Source organism: Micromonospora sp. ATA51, assembly GCF_016802855.1.
In the GTDB taxonomy this organism is placed as follows: Bacteria; Actinomycetota; Actinomycetes; order Mycobacteriales; family Micromonosporaceae; genus Micromonospora; species Micromonospora sicca.
This window is the reverse complement of record NZ_JAEVHJ010000668.1, coordinates 1-1273: the sequence shown is the minus strand read 5'-3', so window position 1 is coordinate 1273 and position 1273 is coordinate 1. Positions and strand designations below refer to the sequence as shown.

At 74.7% G+C, this 1273-nt stretch carries 1 protein-coding gene and 1 pseudogene; both read left to right on the top strand.

The window, feature by feature from the left end; genetic code table 11:
- Positions 1 to 73: 73 nt before the first annotated feature.
- The gene (locus tag JNW87_RS38830; RefSeq protein ID WP_238455485.1) at positions 74 to 592 is read left to right on the top strand and encodes a hypothetical protein; all 519 of its coding nucleotides are present in this window, start codon (positions 74 to 76) and stop codon (positions 590 to 592) included.
- 128 nt (positions 593 to 720) lie between these two features.
- A pseudogene (locus tag JNW87_RS38825) lies at positions 721 to 957 on the top strand (DedA family protein); the annotation flags it as partial.
- Between the last annotated feature and the right edge of the window lie 316 nt (positions 958 to 1273).

Genomic DNA, 1273 nt, shown 5'->3' with positions numbered 1-1273 from the left:
ACGGTGACCCGGCACGAGCAGCCGCCGACCCTGATCGAGCGGGCGCCGGCCGCCGTCCGCCCGGTGCCACCCGGTGGCGCCGCAACGGCCGGCGACCCCGTCCAACCGGCTGCTCGGCGTGCTGGTCGCCGCCGGTCTCGCGCTGCTGCTCGGCCTGGTCGGCATGCTCGCGCTCAACGGCGGCTCCGAGAACCCGCCGGCCGCCGACCGGACCACCGCGGCCCCGGTCGAGGAATCCACCGCGGAGTCGTCCAGCCCGCCCGAGCCGGCCACCTCCGCGCCCTCCTCCGACCCGACGACCCAGCCGGCGCCGGTCACCCTGCGCCAGCTCGAGGCCGCGTTCGCCGACGTGCTCGCCGAGGCGGAGGCGCGGGGCCAGGTCGACCCGAAGACCGCCGAGGACCTGCGGGAGAAGGCCGCCGAACTGGACCGGGGCAAGCCCAAGGACCGCGCCAAGCGGATCGCCGACCTGCGCGAACGCGTCGCCGAGGCGGTCGACGACGAGCGAATCGACGCCGACACCGCCGCCCGGCTGGAGGAGCTGCTGACCGCGTACGCGCAGCTGCGGGGTGGCCGCGGCAACGAGGGCTGAGCCGGCTCAGCCGAGGCGTACCGTTGCCGCCCAGCCGGACCCGGGCCGCAGCATCCGCGCGCACTGTCGTTCCCGGCACCCGGACCGATTCCATGGTCGACCGTCGGAACGTACCGTAACTTTGTCGGATGATCGGAACCGCGCAGCTCGCCCTCGTCCCCGCTGCCGCCGCCCCGAGGGCCGCGGAGCCGGCCTCCGAGGGGCCGGTCGGCTGGGTCACCGGACTGGTCGAACGCCTCGGCGGCCCCGGCGCCGGGCTCGCCGTCGCGCTGGAGAACCTCTTCCCGCCCATCCCCAGCGAAGTGATCCTGCCGCTGGCCGGATTCGCCGCCAGCCAGGGACGGATGAGCGTCTCTGGTTCCCTATGCGATCCTCGGCAAGCCGGACATCCGGCCGGCACTACCGCTCCGGTCGGTGATCGGGGTGGCGTGCACGTGGCGGTGGAAGCCGTGGCCGAGGGCTGCCCCGCGGACCCGGTGAGGGCGTCGCGGGGTGGTGGTGGGAACCGTGTGCGGCACCTGGCTGACCGGCCCTTTCGGGTTGGTCTCCTGGGGTGTCCGTCCCGCCGGACGCTGACCGGAGGATCCCGATGGGGATTCTGCCGGGGCGGGAACCTGCCGTCGCAAGGGCAGCAGGCGTGAGGTCTTGACCGTTGCAGGTCGGGTCTGCTTCGGGGTGGGT